The organism is Cellvibrio sp. ARAG 10.3 (assembly GCF_051846955.1).
GTDB lineage: Bacteria > Pseudomonadota > Gammaproteobacteria > Pseudomonadales > Cellvibrionaceae > Cellvibrio.
In genome coordinates, this window is the sequence record NZ_JBPYCU010000011.1 from 113,066 (window position 1) to 130,037 (window position 16,972).

General features: G+C 53.8%; 14 protein-coding genes. 5 read left to right on the forward strand and 9 right to left on the reverse strand.

The window, feature by feature from the left end:
• The 6 genes from ACSV5M_RS14575 to ACSV5M_RS14600 form a co-directional block, all read right to left on the reverse strand.
• Nucleotides 1-1,713 carry a ShlB/FhaC/HecB family hemolysin secretion/activation protein gene (locus ACSV5M_RS14575; protein ID WP_439176970.1) on the reverse strand — a complete coding sequence of 571 codons (1,713 nt, stop codon included), beginning with the start codon at nucleotides 1,711-1,713 and terminating at the stop codon, nucleotides 1-3.
• A 399-nt stretch (nucleotides 1,714-2,112) separates the two neighbouring features.
• Entirely contained in the window at nucleotides 2,113-4,821 is a 2,709-nt protein-coding gene (locus ACSV5M_RS14580; RefSeq protein WP_439176971.1) for a PAS domain S-box protein, read from the reverse strand.
• Between the two features lie 152 nt (nucleotides 4,822-4,973).
• On the reverse strand, nucleotides 4,974-5,561 hold the full coding sequence (locus ACSV5M_RS14585; RefSeq protein WP_439176972.1) for a PqiC family protein: 588 nt from the start codon (nucleotides 5,559-5,561) through the stop codon (nucleotides 4,974-4,976).
• Nucleotides 5,562-6,542, reverse strand: a complete 981-nt coding sequence (locus ACSV5M_RS14590; protein WP_439176973.1) for an MlaD family protein — start codon at nucleotides 6,540-6,542, stop codon at nucleotides 5,562-5,564. It abuts the gene before it with no gap.
• Entirely contained in the window at nucleotides 6,539-7,309 is a 771-nt protein-coding gene (locus ACSV5M_RS14595) for an ABC transporter ATP-binding protein (RefSeq protein ID WP_439176974.1), read from the reverse strand. The genes ACSV5M_RS14590 and ACSV5M_RS14595 overlap by 4 nt, the downstream gene beginning before the upstream one ends.
• Before the next feature lie 3 nt (nucleotides 7,310-7,312).
• Nucleotides 7,313-8,425, reverse strand: a complete 1,113-nt coding sequence (locus tag ACSV5M_RS14600) for an MlaE family ABC transporter permease (RefSeq protein ID WP_439176975.1) — start codon at nucleotides 8,423-8,425, stop codon at nucleotides 7,313-7,315.
• A gap of 207 nt (nucleotides 8,426-8,632) precedes the next feature.
• On the opposite strand from ACSV5M_RS14600, the gene ACSV5M_RS14605 reads away from it, so the two are divergent.
• Genes ACSV5M_RS14605 through ACSV5M_RS14615 form a run of 3 tightly spaced genes read left to right on the forward strand, consistent with a single transcriptional unit; the run spans nucleotide 8,633 to nucleotide 12,553 of the window.
• Nucleotides 8,633-10,015, forward strand: a complete 1,383-nt coding sequence (locus ACSV5M_RS14605; RefSeq protein WP_439176976.1) for a hypothetical protein — start codon at nucleotides 8,633-8,635, stop codon at nucleotides 10,013-10,015.
• 30 nt (nucleotides 10,016-10,045) lie between these two features.
• Nucleotides 10,046-10,546 carry a hypothetical protein gene (locus tag ACSV5M_RS14610; RefSeq protein WP_439176977.1) on the forward strand — a complete coding sequence of 167 codons (501 nt, stop codon included), beginning with the start codon at nucleotides 10,046-10,048 and terminating at the stop codon, nucleotides 10,544-10,546.
• A 12-nt stretch (nucleotides 10,547-10,558) separates the two neighbouring features.
• Nucleotides 10,559-12,553, forward strand: a complete 1,995-nt coding sequence (locus ACSV5M_RS14615) for a GMC family oxidoreductase (protein ID WP_439176978.1) — start codon at nucleotides 10,559-10,561, stop codon at nucleotides 12,551-12,553.
• Between the two features lie 118 nt (nucleotides 12,554-12,671).
• On the opposite strand, the gene ACSV5M_RS14620 is transcribed toward ACSV5M_RS14615, so the two are convergent.
• Nucleotides 12,672-12,797, reverse strand: coding sequence for a hypothetical protein (locus ACSV5M_RS14620; RefSeq protein ID WP_439176979.1), 126 nt, complete (start codon nucleotides 12,795-12,797; stop codon nucleotides 12,672-12,674).
• 270 nt (nucleotides 12,798-13,067) lie between these two features.
• Here ACSV5M_RS14620 and ettA point away from each other — a divergent pair, with 270 nt between their 5' ends.
• Nucleotides 13,068-14,732 (forward strand): energy-dependent translational throttle protein EttA, encoded by a 1,665-nt coding sequence (gene ettA / locus ACSV5M_RS14625; protein ID WP_439176980.1) that lies wholly within the window; start codon nucleotides 13,068-13,070, stop codon nucleotides 14,730-14,732.
• A gap of 115 nt (nucleotides 14,733-14,847) precedes the next feature.
• Here ettA and ACSV5M_RS14630 read toward each other — a convergent pair whose 3' ends face one another.
• Both ACSV5M_RS14630 and ACSV5M_RS14635 read right to left on the reverse strand, forming a co-directional pair.
• The gene (locus ACSV5M_RS14630) at nucleotides 14,848-16,077 is read right to left on the reverse strand and encodes a substrate-binding periplasmic protein (protein WP_439176981.1); all 1,230 of its coding nucleotides are present in this window, start codon (nucleotides 16,075-16,077) and stop codon (nucleotides 14,848-14,850) included.
• Nucleotides 16,078-16,186: 109 nt separating this feature from the next.
• The gene (locus ACSV5M_RS14635; RefSeq protein WP_439176982.1) at nucleotides 16,187-16,651 is read right to left on the reverse strand and encodes a hypothetical protein; all 465 of its coding nucleotides are present in this window, start codon (nucleotides 16,649-16,651) and stop codon (nucleotides 16,187-16,189) included.
• 32 nt (nucleotides 16,652-16,683) lie between these two features.
• Between ACSV5M_RS14635 and ACSV5M_RS14640 the strand changes: the two genes are divergently transcribed.
• Nucleotides 16,684-16,881, forward strand: coding sequence for a hypothetical protein (locus ACSV5M_RS14640; protein WP_439176983.1), 198 nt, complete (start codon nucleotides 16,684-16,686; stop codon nucleotides 16,879-16,881).
• Nucleotides 16,882-16,972 lie beyond the last annotated feature (91 nt).

The following is a 16,972-nucleotide window of genomic DNA, read 5'->3' on the forward strand; positions in this document are numbered from 1 at the left end:
TCACCAGCTCTTTGAAAAGGTTAACGAGAAATCGAGGATATTTTTGTCCGGCGCCAGGTAATCCGGGTGGTCAATCGGCTGTGCGTAATTCACCTGCGCCGAGACATTAGCGCCGGACAAACGCAAGCCAATGGCCCAACCGGTAAGGGATTCATTGCGCAAGCCGTTGTCGATTACGCCGGTATCGATACCGATATAAGGTTCTGTGCGGAAACGCGGCGCGCGCGGGAAGGGATAGGCCGGCAATGAAATCTCATTGCGCCAGTAAATGCCGGTATCGCCGGATAAGCCATCCTCTTTAAAACCGCGCAAGGTGTACTGGCTGCCGATAGAAAAGGATTCGCTGGAAAATAATAAATCGTCGCTGTATTGGCCGTGCAATTCGGTTCGCCATTGCCACACATTGCCGAGGGCTTGCACAGCGCCGAGCAGGGTTATATCGAGTAAATATTTTTCAAAATCTTCCGGTGGTGCGTCCGGCGCATCTTGTGCGGCTTCGCTGTGGAATTCGGCTTTTAATCCGCGCGCGTAACCGGCGGACATAATCAGGGTGGTATTGCCGGGCAAATACATTTCACGACTGAGGTCCAGCCCCAGCACGGTGTCGTCGCGGCTGCTGGTGAGTAGCAACACATCGTCAATATAGTTTTCGCCGGCTTGTTCCTTGATGTGCAGAGACGCAATCGTCTTGCTGGTTTGATTGCGGCTCAGCAAACGATCAATGGAAATTTGTAATACATCGTTGGTGCCGCGTGTTTCAAAGGTGGTGGCACTGCCGGTAACCAGGTTGGCGTACTCAAATTGACTGGCATCCACGGCAAAATTCCAGTAGCCGAACGGCAATGAATAATGCAGCGATGTGCTTTCACTTTTTTTACCCTCGCCTTCATCGCGCGCGTTGGTGGAATGGTTCAGGTAAATAAAGTCGTTGATGCCCAGCGGGTTGTCCCAACCACCGCCAGCGCTGACTTTATAAACACCGGTGGATTCCTGGCCGCTGTTGTTGTAGCCGATATTGATGCTGACCGGTTCGGATTTGCGATATTGGATAACCACCTCGCTGGCCCCCAGCTCCGAACCGGGCACAAATTGAATAGTGGCATTGGCCGAGCGCAGGCGGTTGAGTTGATCCAATCCCTGCTCGATTTCACGCAGGTTAAGTGGTTTACCGATCAACCCGGGAAACGCGGTAGCCAATAAACGCTTGGGTCCGCCTTCCAGGCGAATCGATTCAATGTAGCCTTCCACTACGCTGATGCGCAGGTCGCCGCTGGCGAGGTTTTGTTGGGGAATATAGGCGCGGCTGGTGACGTAGCCGGCATCGATGTAGTGCTGGGTAATGCGGCTGACGATGTTATTGATCTGCGCAATACCGATACATTGACCGAGTTGATCCTTGTAGGTGTTGTGCAGGATTTTTTCCGACAGCAGGCTGGCGCCGTCGATGATGACCTTGTTGATGGTAAAACAGGGGCCCTCGTCCGCGCTGATGTCTTGCTGCGGGGCTTCTTCGGTTTTCAGTTGGGTGTGGGTGCGCTGGGCTTCCTGCAAGCGGCGGCGCTCGTCGGCGCGGCGCTGTTCTTCCAGCTCAATCGCCCGCCGGATTTCGGCAAGGGCTTCCTGATTGGTTTGCGCCTGAACGATGACCGTTAGGCTGAGCGTGGCGATAAAAAGGCATAAAGCGAAAAAGTATTGCGCGAAGCGTACCTGCATGGATCGAGTCCCTGGTAGAGCGTGGTTTTTTTAAATGGCTGGCAATTTCCGGCCAACGAAAGGCGGCAGTGTAATGGCGCACAAATGATCAAACAATAACCAGCCGGAGAGGTTTTTGTGATGCGCATCACGCTAAGATCAAAGGTTATAAAGCGTGTCAAAAACCGAAAAATCGGTTGTTACATTTTTTTACAATTTGTTCGCAGCCACCTGCCAAGTAGGTCGGATTAGCGAAGCGTAATCCGACAAAGGTGGTTATTGATTGGTAAGAGTGCGCAGCCGCGAGATGGATGTCGGATTACGGCGCGGCGCGCCTAATTCGACCTACGGTGGGGTTGAGTAGCCGAATGAACACCTAGGTCGAATTAGCGCAGCGTAATCCGACAATATGCAAAGGTGTTAACCGCGCATGCGGGTTTGGAAACGAGTGAGCACGTCCTGGATGCTGTCAAAGCTGGTGGGTTTGGTGAGGTGTTCGGCGAAGCCGGCGGCGGCGGTTTTTTCGCGGTCGTCCTTACCGCCCCAGCCGGTGAGAGCAATCAGGTGAAGGCCGTTGAGCTCGGGCATGTGCTGTAAATGTCCGGCGAGTTCGCAGCCGTCCATTCCCGGTAGGCCGAGATCCAGGAAGGCAATCTGCGGTAGAAATTCACGCGCTTTGGCAATGGCTTCGTTGCCTTCGTGGGCCACCAGTGTTTCGTGGCCGATCAATGTCAGCAAGGACGCCAGTGATTCGGCGGCATCGGTGTTGTCATCCACCAACAAAATACGCAAGGGTTGCGAACCCTGCTCCGTTTGCTCCTGTGCTATTTCCTGCGGGTGATCCGCTGCGAGGCTTTTGGTCAAGGGCAAACGAATTAAAAAGGTGCTGCCCATGCCCGGCCCGGCGCTTTGCGCGGAGACCTGGCCGCCGTGCAATTCAACGATTTGTCGCACCAGGGATAATCCGATACCCAGGCCGCCGTGGGATTGGGTCAGGCTGCGCCCGACCTGGGAAAACATTTCGAATACCGCCGCGATCGCGTCTTCACTTAAACCGATACCGTTGTCTGTTACCGCCACAAATAAATCCAGGCCGTCGTCCCAGGAGGACAAGCGAATTTCGCCACCGGGCGGGGTGTATTTGGCGGCGTTGTTTAACAGGTTGCTGAGTACTTGCGCGAGGCGCGCGGCATCGGCATTCAGTTGAATGGTTTCGTTGTGAATGTCTACGGTGAATTGGTGATTGCAGGCTTCAATCAGCGGCGTGCTGGTTTCCACGGCGCTGAGTACGATGTCATTTAAACAGAGGCGTTCGATTTTTAATTCAATCTTGCCGCTGTTGATGCGGGCGATGTCGAGCAAGTCATCCACCAGTCGCACCATTTGATTGAGCTGGCGCTCCATCATACTGCGCACCCGGGTAATGGTTTCCGGTTGGTCGTTGGATAATTTTAATAATTGCACACCATTTTTTAACGGCGCGAGCGGGTTGCGTAATTCGTGGGCCAGGGTCGCGAGAAATTCTGATTTGCGGCGGTTGGATTCCATCAAATGGTTGGCGTGGTTGCGCAATGCTTCTTCAGCAAGTTTGCGCGCGGTGATATCAGAAAAAATCAGCGAGACGCGATTACTTTCCCGCCCACCCTGGCGGCTGGCGTAAACATCAAAGGTGCGTCCCATGGCTTGGGAATGCATTTGAAAACGCATCGGTGCGCCGGTTTGCGCAACGCGGGCGTAGGTTTCTATCCAACTGGTTTCAAGATCCGGCACCATGGCGCGCGCTGTCTTGCCCACCGGATTAACCAGGCCGGTTTGTTTTTCAAAGGCCAGGTTGACTTCGATAAAGCGGTAATCGTGCGGGCGGTGTTGTTGGTCGTACAAAATTTCCAGTAAACAAAACCCTTCGTCCATCAATTCAATCAAGGCACTGTAGCGCTGGTTGCTGAGCTCCAGTTCGCTCTCGGCCTGGGCCTGGCTGGTGATATCAACCACCACGCCGGGAAACGCAACGGCAAGGCCATTGCTGTCGTATTGCGCCCGCCCGCGGGCGATCACGGTGCGGTAATTGCCATCGCCCATGCGCACGCGATAGCGCGCTTCAAATAAGCTGCCTTCGGCAATCGCTTTTTTGCTGAGCGCTTTGACACGATCAATATCATCCGGGTGAATCGATGCATAGTATTCGGCCAGGGTGGCGCTGTCCGCTTTTTCGGTCGGGATGGAAAATAATTGCACCAGGTTGCGGTCGGCGATGATCTGGTTAGTGCCAGCGTCCCAGGTCCAGGTGGCGACCTCCGCAGCGGTCAGCATGGATTCAAGGCGCGTGCGCATATCGGCGAACGCGGCGTCGAGGCGGCGGCGCTCGGTGATATCGATCCCCACCACCGCAATAAAAATGGTGTGCCCGTGGTCATCGGTAACCGGTGTAATGGAGAGGTCAATGTAACGTTCGCTGTCCGGCTCTAATGAATAGGTTAATTCGCGCTTGAAACGGATGCCGGCGGCAGCGGCCAGAATCGCTTGCTTTACCACCTCCATCACCGGCGGCAGGTGGTTCCATATGCCCCATTCCCAAAACTTTTTGCCGACGATATTGCGGTGTTCCAGCCCCGTGGCTTGCGAACTGTAACGATTGGTTTCGATAACCGTGCCATCCAGGGTGGTCAGCCAGGCGAATTGCGAACCCTGTTCAAAGAAGGCGCGAAATTTGGCGTTGGCATTGGCAGCGGTACGCGCCTCCATGGCGCTGCGCTCGGCGACGGCTTCGCGTTTGAAGGTAGTGATATCTTTGAAACAAATGGTCAGGCCGCCGCCCTCGCGGGGAAAACTGCTGACCTCCACCCACAGCCGCTGCTGGACCAGGTAGGCGGAAAATTTAATGGTGCTTTTGGCGGTGCCCGGTTGCGGGTTATCCAATAACGTACCGCGCAGGTCGCGGAATATCTGCCAGAAATTTTTATTGACGACGTGGTCGTGCGACAGGGATGTAAGGCGTTCAACTGCGGGATTGGCGTAGGTAATCGTCCAGTCAGCATCCGTCACCACCACGCCTTCGCTGATAGTCTCAAGGACAAAGTGCAGAGTGTTGTCTATAGATTCAGAAGTGAGGCGAAGGGTTTGTTCATCCATCGGTTCGGGACATCACGGGCAGAAAAAAGGCGCCGGCCAACCGTGGCCGGCGGTTATGGGGATAGCCTAGCAATGAATGGGGCAAATCGCCATGGCATTGTTGGCAAAACTGTTAAGCGTTGGTAGTTGGTCGAGTGTCGGATTACGCTGCGCTAATCCGACCTACGGGTGTTTTGGGTGAGGGCTTGGTCCATGCTGGTGGAGAGGTCGGCGAGTAATTGGCTGTAGGCTTGGGCCAGGGCGCGGGGGCCGGAGGCGACCGGCTGACGACGGATAAAGTGACGGCGCAGCAAGCTGGTTCGTTCGTTGACATCCACCAACTCCCACGTGGCATTGATATAGGCATCGCTGCCGACACGGTGGAGGCTGTGCACTGCGACGCGCAAGCTGTAATCCGGTTTACTGTCGCGCCGCCAGGGAAAGTTCACCACGCTACGGCTGGGGTCGCGCGCGGTCAGGTTTAAACCGATTACGCGTGGAATTCCCTCGCGCAAGGGCTCGGCCCAATAGTCGTTATCCCCCAGAACCAGGCTACCGTCTTCGGCTTCGTACACCATGTGCAAACGGTTCAGGTATTCCGCCACTTCCACCGGGCCAATACCGATCAGCGTGGTAATCTCGGAGCTGTTGCTCTGCTCGGCGGGTGCTGCGCTGAGCAGATAAAAATTCTTGCGCGGTGAACTCTGGCACGCACCCAGCAAGCTACATACAGTTAACAGGATGAACAGGTTGCGTATCATTTACTCTTCCTCCGGCAAAATAGATCGGCCACGCAATAATGCCTCGGGCTGTTGTTCCAGGGTTTCGCTCAAACTGCGAAACGCTTGCGATGAGCGGCTCATATCTTCCAGCGTGCGGGTCAGTTGGTTAATCAGCGGCGCATCCTCAGAAAACGCGTGTTCAATATTGGCCGCCGCCTGATCAAAACTTTGCATACTTTTGTCCAGTTCTTGCAGGCTGCTTTTGAGCGAAGCCAGCATGTCGGGTGTTTGGGTATTCAATTGCTTGATCAAGGTATTCAGCTCGGTCAGCGTAGTGTCCATCTTTGCACTCAGGCGCGCGATTTCCTTATCCGCATTGCCGGACGTTTGTTCCAGTGATGTGGCCAATCGGTTAAAACTGCTGAGGGTTTCCGCCACCTGCCCATTGGCCACCATATTACTCACTTGCTCGGTGAGGTTATTGAGGTTGTGCACCAGACCTTTTAAATCCAGCTCCTGGAAAGTGCGGGAAATTTCTTCAAAGCTGGTACCGATGGTGGGAATTTCCTGGTGCTCTTTTTGGATCGCGTAGAGCCTTAATTCACTGTCGGGATAAAAATCCAGTTCCACGTACAATAAGCCGGTCAGAAAACTCTGGAAGTTTAGTTGCGCGCGCAAACCGCTTTGGATAGCATCTTCAAAAAAATCCTCTTCGACATTGACGCCGTCACTGTTGATGCGCTTCATCACCAGATCGGCGGTGACAGCGGTGTAAACGGTTTTGTTGTCGCGCTCAAAATTGATGCTGATATCAATAATCTCCCCCAACACTACGCCTTTCAGTTTTACCGGCGCACCGACCTGCAACCCTTGCACAGAGCCTTCAAAATACATGACGACGCGCTTTTTATCGGCAAAGAAACGGCCGCCGGAAAAAAACATCAGCGCAATAAATACCAGCAGGATAGCGCCGACAATAAAGGCACCGATGGCGAGGGAGCGATTCTTTTTATGGCTCATGCTTTTTCCTCTGTCTGACTTTCCGCGCGATTCAAAAACTGGCGCACCTTGTCTTGCCGGCTGTGTTGCGCCAGATGTTTGGGGTCGCCGCTGTCGAGCATGGTTTTGGCTTGCGCGTCGAGAAAGACACTGTTGGTTCCGATAGACAAGATGCTGGGTAATTCGTGCGAAACGATGATCACTGTAGAGTCCAGGGCCTGGCACACTTGCAGGATTAACTGGTCGAGCCGCAAGGAGCTGATCGGGTCCAGCCCGGCTGAAGGTTCATCAAAAAATAACAGCTGCGGATCAAGGGCAATAGCGCGCGCGAGCCCCGCGCGCTTGTGCATGCCGCCGCTGATCTCGGCCGGATAAAAATCCTCAAAGCCGCCCAGGCCTACCAATGCCAGCTTATAGGCAACGGCTTCTGCAATTTGCTTTTCGCTTAAATCGGTATACAGCTGCATGGGCAAGGCAACATTTTCGGCCAGGGTCATACTGGAAAACAGCGCGCCGGTCTGAAACGTAATGCCCCAGTTTTTTAACAATTCCAGCTGGGTTTCTTCATCTGACCGGTAAAAATTGGTGCCTTGATATAACACCTCGCCATGGGAAGGTTCGATCAAACCGATCATGTGTTTGAGCAATGTGGTTTTGCCGCACCCACTGCCGCCGATAATAAAAAAGATATCGTTCTTGCGCACTTCAAACTGTAGATGCTCCTGTACCACGCGGTTGCCGTAACCGATGGTGAGATCGCGCACTTCTATAAAGGCTTGCTGCACCATGAATCAGATTCCGAGTTTGTCGTACAGGATATTGAAGGCGGCATCCGCCACCACCAGATACACGATGGCTTTCACCACCGCATTGGTAGCCGCCATGCCCACCGCATCGGAATTGCGTCCGCAATTCAAACCGGCCTGACAACCGGCAATCGCAATTAATATACCGAAGACAATACTTTTAATGATGCCCGTGGAGATATCGAGCCAATCCACCGCGTCGCGGGTTTGGGAAATATATTGAATGACGCTGACATCCATACTGGTCGCAATAATGGCGCCGCCGACCATGCCGATAATATCCGCGTAGATGCACAACAACGGCATCACCAATACCAGCGCCAGCAAACGCGGCAGCACCAGAAATTCCATACTGGAAATACCCATGATGCGCAGCGCATCAATCTCTTCGTTCACTTGCATGGTGCCGAGTTGGGCCGCGTAGGCGGCCCCGGTTCGGCCCGCCATAATGACCGCCGTCATCAACGCGCCCATTTCACGCACCATGCCGATAGCCACCAGATCCGCCACGTACACCTGGGCACCCAACTGGCGCAACTGCACAGAGCCCAGATACGCGAGGATCATGCCCACCAAAATACTGATGAGCGTAACAATGGCCAGTGCGCGCGGACCGGCTTGATCAATAAAAAAGAAAATATCGACGCGACGGGTCTTGGCATTACCGCGCAGCCATTGCCCCAGGGCAATGCAGGTATCGCCTAAAAAAATCAGTGTGTCGCGCAGGTCATGCCATTGTTGTTTGACGGCATTGCGCAGCAGGGTAACGGCGCTATCTGATCGTTCCGTCGCTTGCGTTTGATAAACCGGCACACCTGTCGCAAGGTTCAACAGCTGTTGCAACCCTTGGGGCACCGCGTCGGTGTTGAAAGAAATATTCTGTTGGTCGCACCAGCGCGCCAGGGGTAAGAGCGCAATGGCAAGGCTGGAATCCCAATCTTCCAGGTGATCGGCGACGAGGTTGAGGTGGCGGCACGCTTCCGGGACGGCAGCCCGCAGTGCTTCGCCGTCCGGCGCATCACCCAATTGCCAATGCCCGCTCAGATACAGCGTGCAATGGTCACCTTGCGTATCAGTATGAAAGCTGGCGGCGGTCATGCAATCCTTATCGACGTGAAGTAACAGGCTGTGAACGATTGAAACTCAATTTGTTCAGGGGGCGCAAGGTTTGCAGGAAAATTTTTTATCCTCTGTCATCTGGCGCACATTTCAATACGGCGCGCTTCGCTGTCATGGGTTGTAATATGCGGCGGCCGGCTTCCGGGGTTACTCTGAACTACCCATAAAAAGACAAGGATTTTTAGCATGAAATGGCAGCCTGGTTTTTCCTGTTTTACTTATCGCGCCCTGGTAGGTATGTCGTTGGTGTTGTTGCAGGCATGTTCGCCGGAACCGCACGATGCCACCACGCCCTCGCCGACCACTACCGCGTTGGCAAGCGGTTCTGCGCCCCGCTCTACACCAACCGAACCATTGCCCACATTGAGTTCTACAATTCCGCTGGAAATTGATGCGAACCCGCCGTTTACGCTGGAATCATTGCAGCACGATTTTGATGTATTTTCCTGGCAGTCGTTTGTTGCGCTCAATTGGCCGGCCAATGCCGATGGGACACCCAATAACAATCTGGTGATCGGCCAACAACCCGGCGGCCCGGTGGTGTGGCAAAGCTGGAAAGAGAGCCGCGATATTTTTCTGCCCGATGGTGCACAACCGCCCGCCTGGAATCAGCCCAACCCCGTGCCGGATGTGTGCAAACACATCAACAATATTCCGGCGGGCACCATTCATTTAACTCAGGTAGGCAAAACGCCTAACGTGCTGGATGAAAGTGGTGAGCCGTTTCAAACCGGGCCGCTGATCGATCAAAACGGTCAGTACACGCGTTACGAAATTCTTACCAACGAGACCATGTTTAATTACATCCTCGACAACCAGCTTTACAGCAAAGCCGGTCAAGCGGCATTTGCCAAAGATGCGGATTTTCCATCGAGTAATACCCAGAGCAATCAGATCGGCGCGATCATGTTGAAAGCAGCCTGGGTGAAGATGGGTGGACAATTTGATCCCAGCCGTTATCACACGACCTTTGCCCTGGTGTACAACAACCCTGAAGAGCAACCCGGTGTTGAGCCGGCCTGTTCACTGGAGCAAGTTGGCCTGGTGGGTTTTCATATTGCGCACAAAACGGAAAAAGAACCGCAGTGGGTTTGGTCTACCTTTGAACACATTGCCAATGCCCCCACCAAGGGTGAGGCACCGGCGTTAAGTGCGTACAACTTTTTTAATCCGGCGTGTAAGGATTGTGCTGTGAATGAGCCACCACCACGCCCGTGGAATCCGGCTAACCCACATACGCAACCCACGCAGGTTGAGCGCGTCATTCCGATTACCGAAGATGCCAAAAATTTGAACGCGCGCTACCACGCTGCGCTGGAAAAAGCCGTGCCGGGTTCGGTGTGGTTGAATTACGAATTGGTCAGTACCCAGTGGCCCACCAACGCCACCAGTCCTACAGATCCCACCGGTGCGCCCGCGCCGTCGTTCCTGGCCAACACCACACTCGAAACCTACATCCAGGGTGAAGTCAAACAAACCTCCAGCAGCTGCATGGCGTGTCACAACAATGCCACTGGCACCAACGGTTTGTTTTCCGATTTCACTTACCTGTTACAACGCGCGCAATAATCTGTGCGCAATTAATTTAAGGAGCGAACCATGACTGATTCCACAATGGCAAATTTTATCGGCCTGAGCGCGGTGTTAACCGGCTTTTCCATCAATATACTTTCACCGAGGCTGGACCCGGTAGATATTAAATCGGAATACCTGCCGTTTTTTACCCAAGCGGTTACCCGGGAAAGCGGCAATCCCGATCTTGTGAATACTATTTTTCAAACATTTGTGTCACTCAAGGCACAGAAGCTAACCGACCAACAAATCGGTGAAGCGATGCTCGCTGACAGCAACGGTGCGGATTTTGTGATTGCATGCCGCAAATTAATTTTTATGTGGTACGCCGGCGCCTGGCCCACCCTTATTCCGGCCTCTGATACAGCACCCGCCAATACGGTCAGCGATATGATCTCCGCCAAAAGTTACACCACCGGTTTAGCCTGGCAGGTAATGCAATCGCACCCCATGGGTGATTCCAACTTTCGTTATGGTTATTGGGCCACAGCACCCGCACCACTCAGCGATTTCACCGGCAACAAATAAGGAGAGCACAGCATGACTGCTAATCAGGAATACGATGTTGTTATTGTAGGTTCGGGCATTGCCGGTTCTATCGTTGCGTATCAGTTGGGATTGCAAGGCAAGAAAGTGTTGATCCTTGAGGCCGGGCAACCGGTGCCGGTGGATCGCAGCGGTTATATGGAAACGTTTTTCAAAGCTAACGCCAAAACCCCGGAATCCCCTTATCCACCGACGGTGCAAAATCCTTCGGCGTCAACACCAGATAACCCGCTTGGCCTGCCCGATCCGTCACAGGAAAATGTACCGCGCTACACGGTGCTACAAATCGGGCCGTGGCGAAACCCCAGGCAATGTTATTTCACCTATTCGCCGCAGGAATCTGGTTTAGCTGGCGATAGTCCGCGCGCGAATTTCGCGTTTGCCAGCTCCTATGAACGCATCGGCGGCGGTACTACCTGGCATTGGCTGGGCACCAGCTTGCGGTTATTTCCCAACGACTTCGAATTAAAAACCTTGTACGGGCAAGGCGTGGATTGGCCCGGCGGTAAAGATTTTTATCAAAAGCTGGTGCCCTATTATGAAAAAGCCACCAACGAAATTGGTGTGGCGGGCGACAAGGATGCAATGGATCAGCTTTATACCCAGTTCGGTGTTTCGCCCACGGGCGATTACGGGCCGGCCTATAATTACCCGATGCCCGGCATTACAGAGTCACTGGTGGACCAGGCGTATATCAACAACGTTACATCGATTACCGTTGATGGCAATCCGGTTTTTGTCACACCCACGCCGCAGGGTCGCAACTCCTTACCGGGTGAACGCCGCCAGTGTGCGGGCAATACGAACTGCATCCCTATTTGTCCGATCCAGGCAAAATACGATGCAACCGTCACCCTCGCCCGCGCGCTGCAAACCGGCAATGTCGATGTGTGGTATCGCCATGTGGCGAATAATATTCGCGTCGACGACAGCACTGCCGAGATTACCGGTATTGATTACATTACTTACGATACCCACGGTGGTATTCCCACAGGTTCCGGCACGGTTAGCGCAAAAAAATATGTGCTGGCCGCCCATGCCATCGAGACGCCCAAGCTGTTATTGATGTCCAACAAAAATAAAAATTTTCCGCGAGGTGTTGCTAACAGCAGTGATCAGGTCGGGCGTAACTTGATGGACCATGTGATGTATCTCGCCTGGGGTTTGGCGAAAGATCCGGTATTTGCCTATCGCGGACCGCTGTCTACGTCAGGCATTGAGTCCCTGCGCGATGGTGAATTCCGCAAAGAGCGTTCGGCTTATCGTATTGAAATCGGTAACGAAGGTTGGCAGTGGGCAGCGAATGATCCGTTCACCACCCTGGCGGATTTTGTGTTCGGCCAGAACAATAGCCAGCTCAATGGTGATTCGGTGAATCAGCAAGGCCAAGCATTGCGCTGGGACAAGAATTTGCCAGCCAATAGCCAGTTATTTGGTGCGCAGTTGGTGAATACGTTAAATGGCATTTATACGCGGCAGATTCGCCTGGGGTATTTGATTGAACAATTACCTGATCCGGAAAATCGTGTGGAATTATCCGAGACCGAAACTGACCACCTCGGTTTACCGCGCCCGAAAGTGACCTATCGCATTCAGGAAGATTACGTACGCAATGCATTTGTTTCTGCGAAAAAAGTGTCTACGGAAATCTTCAACGCCATCGGCGCAACGGAATACACAAAGCTACCGCCGGCCCCCGTGTTTTACGGCACGCCGGCTGAAGTCACTGCCACCAATTTTCAATACCAGGGCGATAACTTCACCTTTTATGGCGCTGGGCATATTGTGGGGACTTATCGTATGGGAGATACCAGGGAAGATTCCGTTTTAAACTCACGCCAACAATCCTGGGATCACAGCAATTTGTTTATGGTCGGCAGCGGTGTATTTCCGACGGTAGCTACCGGAAATCCGACCTTGACGATTGCGGCGTTAGCCTTTCAGGCAGCGGAGCATATTTTGGAGGATTTGAAACAGGTTAGCGCTTGATACTGGTGAAATGTTTCAGTGCGGTGTCGGATTACGCTGGCGCTAATCCGACCTACGAATGCAATGTTTACCGTAGGTCGGGTTAGCGAAGCGTAACCCGACAATCCTGCCCGATACGCTAACGGCATTGCTCGGCGGGATTCACAACGGAATGTGGCTGCGCCTTGAGGTTGGCGACATAGGCCAGGCTGGCGATGGAGAGCAGGATGAAGATGATGCGGAGGATGGTAGTGCGTACCTGCATTACGAATTCCCGGTTGGCGCGTGTTATTTGATTGCTACGTGATTGCGGCGCCATGTGGGGCGGCGCTTATGACGGGTGCCAGTCTAGCGGGGGTCATGCGGGCAAACAATTCCATGGCGCCGGGCGCCTTGTGACGTGCATCACACAAAAATCAATCGTTATAAATCTTCAAAAAACCCATCATTTCCGCTCTACACGTTGAATTGGCCGAGCGCTTTCGGTACCTTGCGCCCTTGGATTCCCTACCCTGCAAAACGAGGTTCAGGCCACATGGCGCAATACGTTTACAGCATGCACCGGCTCGGCAAGATCGTGCCGCCCAAGCGTGAAATTCTCAAAGATATCTCCCTCTCCTTTTTCCCCGGCGCCAAGATCGGTGTGCTCGGCCTGAACGGCTCGGGTAAATCTACGTTATTACGCATCATGGCCGGGGTGGATACGGATTTTAACGGCGAAGCCCGCCCCATGCCGGGTATCAAGGTCGGCTATCTGCCCCAGGAGCCCCATCTGGACGGAGCCAAAGACGTGCGCGGCAATGTGGAAGACGGCGTGCGCGAAGCCGTGGATGCGCTGCAAGAACTGGACAAGATCTACGCCGCTTACGCCGAGCCGGATGCCGACTTTGACGATCTGGCCAAGAAGCAGGCCCGCTGCGAAGACATCATCCAGGCCTGGGATGCACATAACCTGGACCACACCCTGGAAGTTGCCGCTGATGCCCTGCGCCTACCGCCCTGGGATGCGGATGTCACCAAACTGTCCGGTGGTGAGCGCCGCCGCGTGGCCCTGTGTCGCCTGCTGTTGTCGCGCCCGGATATGCTGCTGCTCGACGAACCGACCAACCACCTGGACGCCGAGTCGGTCTATTGGCTGGAGCAATTTCTGCAAAGCTTCTCCGGTACCGTGGTAGCGATTACCCACGACCGTTACTTCCTCGACAACGCCGCCGGCTGGATTCTGGAACTGGACCGTGGCCACGGCATTCCGTACGAAGGGAACTACACCAGTTGGCTGGAACAAAAAGAAGCGCGCCTGGAGCAGGAAGCCCGCGCCGAAGCAGCGCATCAAAAAGCCCTGAAGACCGAATTGGAGTGGGTGCGTCAGAATCCTAAAGGCCGCCAGGCCAAGAGCAAGGCGCGTCTGGCCCGCTTTGATGAATTGCAATCCCAGGAATTCCAATCCCGTAATGAGACTAACGAGATTTACATTCCGCCAGGCGAGCGCCTGGGCGACAAGGTCATCGAGCTGGAGAACGTCAGCAAAGGTTATGGCGACCGGTTGTTGATCGACAATTTGTCCTTGAGTATTCCCAAGGGTGCCGTGGTGGGGATTGTCGGCGGTAACGGCGCGGGTAAATCCACCCTGTTCCGCATGATCGCCGGCACCGAGCAGCCGGATAGCGGCAAAGTCACCCTGGGTGATACCGTCAAAGTAGCTTATGTCGAACAGAGCCGCGAAAACCTCGACGATAAGAAAACTGTCTGGGAAGCCGTGTCCGATGGCCAGGATATTTTGCGTATCGGTAACTATGAGGTGAACTCCCGCTCTTACGTGGGCCGTTTTAACTTCAAGGGTGCGGACCAGCAAAAACGTGTGGGTGAATTGTCCGGTGGTGAGCGTGGCCGTTTGCATCTGGCCAATACGCTGAAGCAAGGCGCTAACGTGCTGCTGCTCGACGAACCGTCCAACGACCTGGATATTGAAACCCTGCGCGCCCTGGAAGATGCGATTCTCGCCTTCCCCGGTTGCGTGCTGGTGATCTCGCACGACCGCTGGTTCCTTGACCGTATTGCGACGCACATTCTCGCTTACGAAGGCGATTCGGATATCGTGTTCTTTGAAGGGAATTACACTGAGTATCACGATGACTTGATCAAACGCAAAGGCGGCGATGCGCAGCCCAAGCGGATGAAGTACAAGCCATTGAAGAGTTAATGAGGATTAGGTTGAGTGGTGTCGGATTACGGCTTTGCCTAATCCGACCTACGATTAGTCCGACCTGCTGCGCATCCGTAGGTCGGGTTAGCCAACGGCGTAATCCGACATTTCACTACTGCTGCAACGATAGCGCCTTTTCAATATCCACACCCACCGTCAACACCCCGATGGATGTTTCAATATTCGGAGCATAAATCGGCAAACTCACATGCACCTGAAAACGCCGGGTGGATTCGTCATAGCCCACGGGTTCAAAGAACAACATCTCTGGCGATTTATTAAAGCTCAGTAAATATTTCGCCTCATCGCCTTGCCAATAATCCGAAGTCATATCGCTGATGGCCACATTGGTTCCTCGCGCGTCCATCAGGATAATTTCGGTGATCAAGCCCTGGCTACGGGTTTTCAACTGACGCAAGTGTTGTGACAGTGGAATACCCATCAGGGATGCGGACAAGGAAAAATTGCCGGCCTTGAATTCGCTTTGCCATTGCACATCTTTTTTTAGAATTTCTTGCTGGGTAACAGCTTGTTTATGCTCATTCTGCGCCATGACTGCCGTGATAACCTCCGGCATGACAACCCATTCCTGCATCAGCGGCATCACCAACGCTTTAACTTTTTCGCGCTCGTAATCGGACATTTGAAAGCCTTCCGGTGCGCAGGCGTAAATGTGCTGATTGAAACGCGGGAGAAATCCGGGATGCTCATTCAAAAATGCGTTACCGAAATAAACGCCCAGTGGCACATAACGAAAAAAGCGGTACTGGTAGGTGTCGGCGTCGATACCTAATTCAGCAGCCGCCTTTTCAAAATGTTCTTTATCGGCCAGGATGGCGTCGATGCGTTTGCTGAACAGCATCTTCAACATTTGTGGCAAGTTGTTTGCCGTCATCGGCTCTGAATAGTCCGCCTCTTGCAGCCATTCCGCCTGTTGGCTACCGAGGATCGCCCCCAGCTTGTAGTCATCCTGCCAGGAGTCGGGGGCTTTCATATCGGCGCGCCAGAACCAATACCAGTTTTCCAGCACCAGCGGCGCGGACAAGCTGGCGTAGTCATCAGCTTCTTCTATCGAAATCGCGGTAAAAAACCCATCCAACTTACCTTTGCGCACTTCCTGGCGCGCGCGCAACCAGGGCATGCTGGTGATTTGATAGGGTTGGCGTAAATCTTTGAAGATGCACTCGATGTGTTCGATGGAACCGCCGCGTACCAACTGATTTCGCTCAGCGGTATAAGCCGAGGACACATTAGTACCCAAGACAATCTCCCGCTCCGGCAGCTTGGCCATAGCGGTATCAACGGTGATCAACAGGATAAAAAAAACTGCTATGGATTTCATACAAGCTCTAACCGTGGATGTGGTTCCAAGTATAGCAGCCGATGAAATAATTCAAGGTGGGGACGCACCATCCGTGGTGCTATGCAAACAAAAAACAGAGGGGAAAATTTTAGCGGGCGCGGCGTTGCTGCGGGGTCATATGCCACTCTTCAACCACAATCTCGGGATCAGTAATGCCTAACAGATACAAGCCCATATCACGCACCCGGCCATTCACGCCAAGGCCGAAACTGCCGTTGAGCAGCACCGTGCGATGGCTGCCGGGATGGCAACGGTCGATATGCACAATTTTTTCGCCGCCGTTGTCGATGTACTTGAGCGACAACTGCACCGGGTGCGCCAGGCCTGCGGGGGTGCGCAACCAGATAGCGCAATCAAACATGCCCTGCCAGTTGCCGGATGAGGTCCAGGCGTTATGCTCGCTAAGCACCGACAGGGGAATATCGACCAACCAGCGCTCCTGTTGAAAACTCGCGCGCTGGACATTACTGCGTTGTGCAGGGGCAGGTTGCGCTGGGCGGTTGGCCGATGCTTGCCGGGGAACAGGCTTGGTCAAGGTTGGAATGCCGGACATAAACACCTCAGGTATGGGTTTGACGTCATTTGATGGCCCAAGACTACACGCTCGGCTCCGCCAAGGATGTGATATGCGCAACACTTGGCTATGAAGATAAAGGCAATCCGGAACAGGATTGCAAGGAACAGCAGCCGTTCACGTTTAAAACCCGACGGCCATCGCAAAACCTTCGCGCACCGGTTCCGCCACTGAATCGGGCCGGCGCGGGTTTTATGGATTACCCCTGACAAACCTGCCGACGCACACCGCCTGCTATGTTAAAATCCCGCGCCTTTTATCATCTGCCCTGCCCCTGGCTGCGGCAGCGTCCTACAACTA

What these genes read in the sequence shown, in the direction of transcription:
- ACSV5M_RS14640 (WP_439176983.1), top strand. Translation starts at nt 16,684, where the DNA reads ATGGCCCAAGACTACACGCTCGGCTCCGCCAAGGATGTGATATGCGCA.
- ACSV5M_RS14595 (WP_439176974.1), bottom strand. Translation starts at nt 7,309, where the DNA reads ATGGTGCAGCAAGCCTTTATAGAAGTGCGCGATCTCACCATCGGTTAC.
- ACSV5M_RS14610 (WP_439176977.1), top strand. Translation starts at nt 10,046, where the DNA reads ATGACTGATTCCACAATGGCAAATTTTATCGGCCTGAGCGCGGTGTTA.
- ACSV5M_RS14580 (WP_439176971.1), bottom strand. Translation starts at nt 4,821, where the DNA reads ATGGATGAACAAACCCTTCGCCTCACTTCTGAATCTATAGACAACACT.
- ACSV5M_RS14615 (WP_439176978.1), top strand. Translation starts at nt 10,559, where the DNA reads ATGACTGCTAATCAGGAATACGATGTTGTTATTGTAGGTTCGGGCATT.
- ACSV5M_RS14630 (WP_439176981.1), bottom strand. Translation starts at nt 16,077, where the DNA reads ATGAAATCCATAGCAGTTTTTTTTATCCTGTTGATCACCGTTGATACC.
- ACSV5M_RS14600 (WP_439176975.1), bottom strand. Translation starts at nt 8,425, where the DNA reads ATGACCGCCGCCAGCTTTCATACTGATACGCAAGGTGACCATTGCACG.
- ACSV5M_RS14635 (WP_439176982.1), bottom strand. Translation starts at nt 16,651, where the DNA reads ATGTCCGGCATTCCAACCTTGACCAAGCCTGTTCCCCGGCAAGCATCG.
- ACSV5M_RS14590 (WP_439176973.1), bottom strand. Translation starts at nt 6,542, where the DNA reads ATGAGCCATAAAAAGAATCGCTCCCTCGCCATCGGTGCCTTTATTGTC.
- ACSV5M_RS14575 (WP_439176970.1), bottom strand. Translation starts at nt 1,713, where the DNA reads ATGCAGGTACGCTTCGCGCAATACTTTTTCGCTTTATGCCTTTTTATC.
- ACSV5M_RS14620 (WP_439176979.1), bottom strand. Translation starts at nt 12,797, where the DNA reads ATGCAGGTACGCACTACCATCCTCCGCATCATCTTCATCCTGCTCTCC.
- ACSV5M_RS14605 (WP_439176976.1), top strand. Translation starts at nt 8,633, where the DNA reads ATGAAATGGCAGCCTGGTTTTTCCTGTTTTACTTATCGCGCCCTGGTA.
- ettA (WP_439176980.1), top strand. Translation starts at nt 13,068, where the DNA reads ATGGCGCAATACGTTTACAGCATGCACCGGCTCGGCAAGATCGTGCCG.
- ACSV5M_RS14585 (WP_439176972.1), bottom strand. Translation starts at nt 5,561, where the DNA reads ATGATACGCAACCTGTTCATCCTGTTAACTGTATGTAGCTTGCTGGGT.